A 5,415-nucleotide genomic window follows, 5' to 3' on the forward strand; every position below is an offset into this window, starting at 1 on the left:
GGAAGTCGATGTAGTACTGAGGTCCGCTCGACGTGCTGTGCTGATCGGCATATTTAGCAGCCGCCTTGTCGTCATTAAAGATACCGTTGTCGGAGATATAAACAGCGCCATCTTTGCCTGGCTGCAAGCTCATTTTTTCTCGTCCGTCAGCATACGGCCTGGAATCGGCTTGCCATCCTTGTCGTAAGCCACTTCATAAACATTTGCCGCCTTGATAAACATCGTGCGGTACGCTTCATCCGTGAAGTGCGTACCAACCTGATAACCCAGCCCGTTCAATGCCTGCTCGTACTCGACATTGTTTTGCAACGTGGCGAGATCGGGGCGCGCGAGAGCGTCCTGATCCAGGCTGGCGTCGCGGCTCAATCCGGCAATGGCTGCTTGTGTCGTTTTGCCGTTAAGCGCTAGCTGGGCCTGTCCATCCGTGATGGTGATCGCGCCGCCAGCCACGGCGCTGTGCGTGGTGCTGCTGTGGCCTTCGCTATCGTCGCCACCACTCATCATGTTGCCGACTATTGTTTTGCCGATGGCATATTTGCTGCCGCTGAGTACATCGCTGCCCGCGCCGTAGTTGCTGCCGGACGCTTTGCCACTGCTTTCGTTCTGGATATCCTGGTAGGTGAGCGTTCCGGTCGTGAGACTGTTCTTGCCCGGATCGGCGGTGCTGGCGATNACACCGCCGTTGAGATGCGTGTTGCCATGTACGTTGATATCAAAGCCGCCATCACCGGCCTGGATGCCGCTCACGTGCGTCACGCCAGCGTAGTGGCTGCTGCTTTTGTTCTGGCTGTAGTTGAAGCTGCCGCTACCGCCTGCTCCCACCACGACTTCGCCACCGACTTGCCATTGTTGGCTGGCGTAGTCGTCGGTGTCCTGCTCGCTCTGGATCAGCAGGTTGTTGCCGATGTTGGCAAGTACCTGGTTGCCCGTGAGCTGCGCGCCCTTGATGGTGGTGTCGTTGCCACTGATGAGCGTCAAGGTGTCGCTTGCGTTCACCGTGCTGTCGGCATGGGTCATACCGTTGCCGTGCGCGCTGCCTTTGCCAACGGCGGCTTGCGCATAGAAGCCTAAGCCGCCGCTGCCAATTTGTACGCCGACGCCACCGCTGGCGTTCTTGTTGCCGCTTTCCAGCGTGTGGTTTTCTTGTTGGTTGAGAATGTTGAGATGGTTGGCGGCCGCAAGCGCCACGTTCTGTCCATTGACTTGGCTGCCGATGATGTCCAGATCGCCACCGGTAGCGGCAAGGGTGACGTTGCCTGCGCTGTTGATGTGGCTGCCGTAGGCGGTGTCATCGTGCGTGGTCGTCGTGGTGCTGGCGCTGCTGCCGCCGATGCCTACGCGAAGATTGATGCCAGAACTGGTGCTCGTTCCATTTTTTGCAGCCTGCATAGCCGCGTCTTGGTATGCGCCGTAGGCTTCATAACCCCGTGTAAGCGGATTTTTTTGTTTGCTTTCCATCGCAGATATTCAGAACAGAAATATGATCTATTTCATATTCATTAGCTTGTCACAACGCTTTATGCACTTGAACCAAGGTTGACCTTTCCAATCACCATCAAACCCGACCTTAAAAAATGTTTTTTCAAACGGCATCTTTTTATTGTTATTTACATATTGCCATCCGTATGCCGACCCATCCCTTCTTATATAAAGATAGGCATATTGATCAACATACTTGTTCATTTCATGAGATTCATCACAAGTCTTATACATCCATTTTCTGTTCATCGCCAATTGCTGCCTGCAATATCTTTCATTATATTGAAATGAATATGCCAAGTACCGATCACCAACAACCTTTGCAATTTCCCAATGATCACTGGGGAAAAAATCAGTACTTTCGTCATCCGCCCATTTTGGGCCAACGTTCGGTGGCCTGGGATTTCTTTTACGGACATTGCTTGCAAGTGCAAACACTGGATAGTTCATTGAATCAACGGCAAACTGATTGTCGTAAGCAGCAAACGATCCATCATTATCCATGGCTACCTTATAGTCTGCCATTGACACGCATCCACATAGCAAAAAAGCGCCAAAATAAGGCACAGCCATCCTACTCATGAAAATCATTTTTTTGCTCCAGCATCATCAATATATTTTTTGTAATTATCGAATGGATGGCCCGTTAAGAATTGAATAGGCACTATGGTAGCGTTCCAATTGAAGATCGCTCCGCCAGAGAATCCGTTCACTGCATCGCCATTGCCGAGCAATGTGGTGGCGTTAGGCGGCGCCGCCACCATAAATGGAACCGAAGCTAGGTAAATGTTACCGTTGACTAGCCCATTCCAACCAAGATACGAGCACGTCACAGTGCCAAGACTGTGGCAAGTCAGGTTCTGCGTTATCGGCTGATTGATGTCGGCTAAATCCTTGTTATATAGAACAGAGGCGCTTGAAGCATCTGGCAACCCTTGATAGCCGAGTAGGAGATCGATCGTGTCAAATGGAAGTCCGACTAAGCCTCTATTGAAATATCCACGAACTCCTGCGCCACCAGTCTGATCAAAATCACTGGATGAAGTACCCTGTGAAGGTGACTTATACCGCGTAGTAGTCTCAGCATTCCCCACAATCGACCCGACCATCAACAACCAATTAAGCTGCTGTGAGTTTAATCCCACCTTATCGGCAAGCTTCGCCTCCAGCCGAGCCATTGCATTCGTGGTGGCATAGTGCAATGCAAATTCGCCAATGTTTTCGTACTGACCGTTAACAATATACCCGCTCAACTCCTTGGCGCCCGTAATGGGATTGTTGTAGTAAGTGCCTGCCGACAGATAGCCAGTGAGCCCCCCGGTAACGGCGCCATAGAGGGCGGGCGTGCGCCAGTCATTGCCTTGCGCAATGGCGCCAGTAGAACCACCGATAGAGCCTGCGGCCACGCCAGCTAATGTCGCATTCGCCCAACCGGCAGAAACCGCAGCACCGGTGGCACCGCTACCAGCGGCAGCTAGCGCCGCGCCAGAACCGGCAGCAGCCCCGGAAGCCGTACCGATTAGTGCACTGGCTGCGCCCGCAGTAAAATAGGCGGCCACAGCCGTGATGACAGCGCTAAGGGCTGGTGTTACGCCCTCATGATGTTCATGCCAAACATCATGTTGCTCGCTTACATCCTGCCATGTGACGTAAGGATCTTTTTGCAACGTGCTTATCCAGCTTTGACCAGGTAGCGTGGTTGCTCGATTAATCACCTGATCAGCGGTTTCGCGGCTCTCCTGCCCCACCTGTACCAATATATTGCCCGTAGTGACGAGGTTCCAGTCGCCTCCGGCCGTAAAGGTGCTTTGCTTTTCAGTAGTATCGACATGTCCACTGTTATCGCTCGCTTGCCAGACGATGTTGTGCTTACCTGAGGTTCGGCTTTGATGGTCGACGTCGGTAGCCGTCAGAAAAGCGATGCCTCCACCGCTAAATAGCGTTGTATCACCGCCACTTTGCGCATCAGTGGCCTGATATATCTGTGTACCTCCACTCTTAATAGTGATGTCATTACCCGCGTTGATCTGCGTACCCGTAGACGTGACATTGAGGCCTTGGTCATTACTCCACTTCAAGCCACTGAAGCCCCCGCTCTGACGACGACTTTCTTCCGTCTGCGATATTTGTTGTCCCGCCAATAGGACAATGTTGTTGCCTGCGGTAAGCAGGACATCGCGGTTTGCGTTCAATGCAGCAGCCGTAGCGTTGAGGTCGTGCCCCGCCGCCACCGTGACCACATTACCTGCGAGCAGCGTGCCGACGACATTGCTGTCTTGAGCAGCATAGTGGGTTGTGGTCTTGGTACTGTTGAACAAGCCATCGCTTTTGATAACGGTGTCACGCGATACGCTATGGCTTTCAACACCGACGTTGAGCTGGATATCGTTACCGGCAATCAATTTGACGCCGCCGTTGATGCTGGTCACCATACCGGCGACGCTAGTTAGATCGTTACCAGCACTGATAGATATATCTTTGAAGCCGCTTAAAGTTGTACCCCGCAGAGTTTCGTCATATTGACGAGTACTAACCAAAATGCTGTCCTGGAAACCTTGCGTGGTCTGGTTACTACTGTCGGTCACGGCATTAAGCGTAACGTTGTGACCAGCACCGACGCCAAGCTGATTGCCCGCAGTTAATTGCGCACCCTGACTATTGAGGTCGTAACCCGCCGCCAGCACGGCACGGCCGCCGGCCGTGAGCGCGGTGACCGCGTGCGTGGTGGTCGCCTGGCCGTTCATCCGCGTGCCTTGGCGCTGGGTGCTGCCGGCTGCGTCGAGGTGGAGGTTGTTCCCGGCGATGAGTTGCGCATCGCCACCGGCGGTGAGGGTGCTGGCGGTGGCGGTGAGATCGTGGCCGGCGGCCAGGCCCAGGTTTTGACCCGCGCTGAGCGTGGCGTGATCGAGGACAAGATCGTTGCCCGCTTGCGCGGTGAGCGTGCCCGCAGCGGTGACCTGCCCGCCGGCGGGCGTGCCAAGTCCCGGTGCCTTCAAGCCGCCGAGGTTGACGGTGCCGAGCGCCACCGCGCCTGTCGTGGCGCGGCTGCTGAGGTCATGGCCGGCAACCAGCGCCACGTTGCCGCCCTGGAGGCTGCCGACGTTGAGCAGGTCTTGCGCGGCTTGCACGCTCAGGTTGCCACCGGCCGACAGCGTGCCGGCATTGAGCAGGTTGCCGGCTTGGATCGTGGCGTCGCTGGCGGATTGGATCGTGCCGGTCGTGGTCAGTTGCTGGCTGGCGTGGAGCGCGACGGTGCCGCCCTGGATCACCGCGCCGCTGGCGACGTGGTTGGCGGTGTTTTGGCTCAGGTACACCACCGGCACCAGCACGGATTGGCCGTCGACGGTCTGGTTGACCAGCCACACCATGTCCTGGGTGAGGCTGGCCATCTGTTGGGGCGTGAGCGCCACGCCCACGGCGAGGTTGAACGACCGGGCTTGCTGCGCGCCGGCATCCATCAGCGCCTTGTATTGCTCCAGGGCATCGCTTTCGCCATCGAGGTAGCGCTGGCCGGTCAGGCCCGTGATCTGGTCCAGCACCAGTTGGGTTTCGTAGAAGGCGTCGCCCAGGCGCTTCAGGGTGAGGTCGCCTGGCAGGCCCAGCTGGTTCACAAGGTAGTCGCTGCCCAGGAAGCCGCTCATCGTGGCGAAGCGCGGATCGGTCTCGACCAGGTACGGGCTGCCGCTGCCGGGGTGGATCGTATACAGGCCATTGCCGGGGAGTTGAAGGGGGCCCAGCGGTGCGGTGCGGTCGCCGACGGTGGGTGCGCCGGGGCCGGGCTGGCCGGTGAGCGGCGCGCCGCCGGCGTTGGCGCCGAGTCTCACGCCGGTCACGGGTTGGCCGTCGGCGCCCACGACCGTGTTGTGGATGGTTGGCGCGCTGATGTCGAGGGCGTGGCCGGCGCTCAGGTGCGCATCGGCACCGGGGCCGACGGCG

At 56.8% G+C, this 5,415-nt stretch carries 3 protein-coding genes; all 3 read right to left on the bottom strand.

Features of this window, described 5'->3' with window-relative positions:
* Nucleotides 1–129: 129 nt before the first annotated feature.
* On the bottom strand, nucleotides 130–1,458 hold the full coding sequence (locus ISP15_RS17975) for a hemagglutinin repeat-containing protein (protein ID WP_449757825.1): 1,329 nt from the start codon (nucleotides 1,456–1,458) through the stop codon (nucleotides 130–132).
* A 27-nt stretch (nucleotides 1,459–1,485) separates the two neighbouring features.
* Nucleotides 1,486–2,070 carry a hypothetical protein gene (locus tag ISP15_RS17980; RefSeq protein ID WP_404549328.1) on the bottom strand — a complete coding sequence of 195 codons (585 nt, stop codon included), beginning with the start codon at nucleotides 2,068–2,070 and terminating at the stop codon, nucleotides 1,486–1,488.
* Nucleotides 2,067–5,415, bottom strand: a 3,349-nt coding sequence (locus tag ISP15_RS17985; RefSeq protein WP_404549330.1) for a beta strand repeat-containing protein, incomplete at its 5' end; no start/stop codon positions are given. The genes ISP15_RS17980 and ISP15_RS17985, both read right to left, overlap by 4 nt.

Origin of the sequence: Dyella jejuensis (assembly GCF_044904675.1) — a bacterium.
Lineage (GTDB): Bacteria > Pseudomonadota > Gammaproteobacteria > Xanthomonadales > Rhodanobacteraceae > Dyella_B > Dyella_B jejuensis.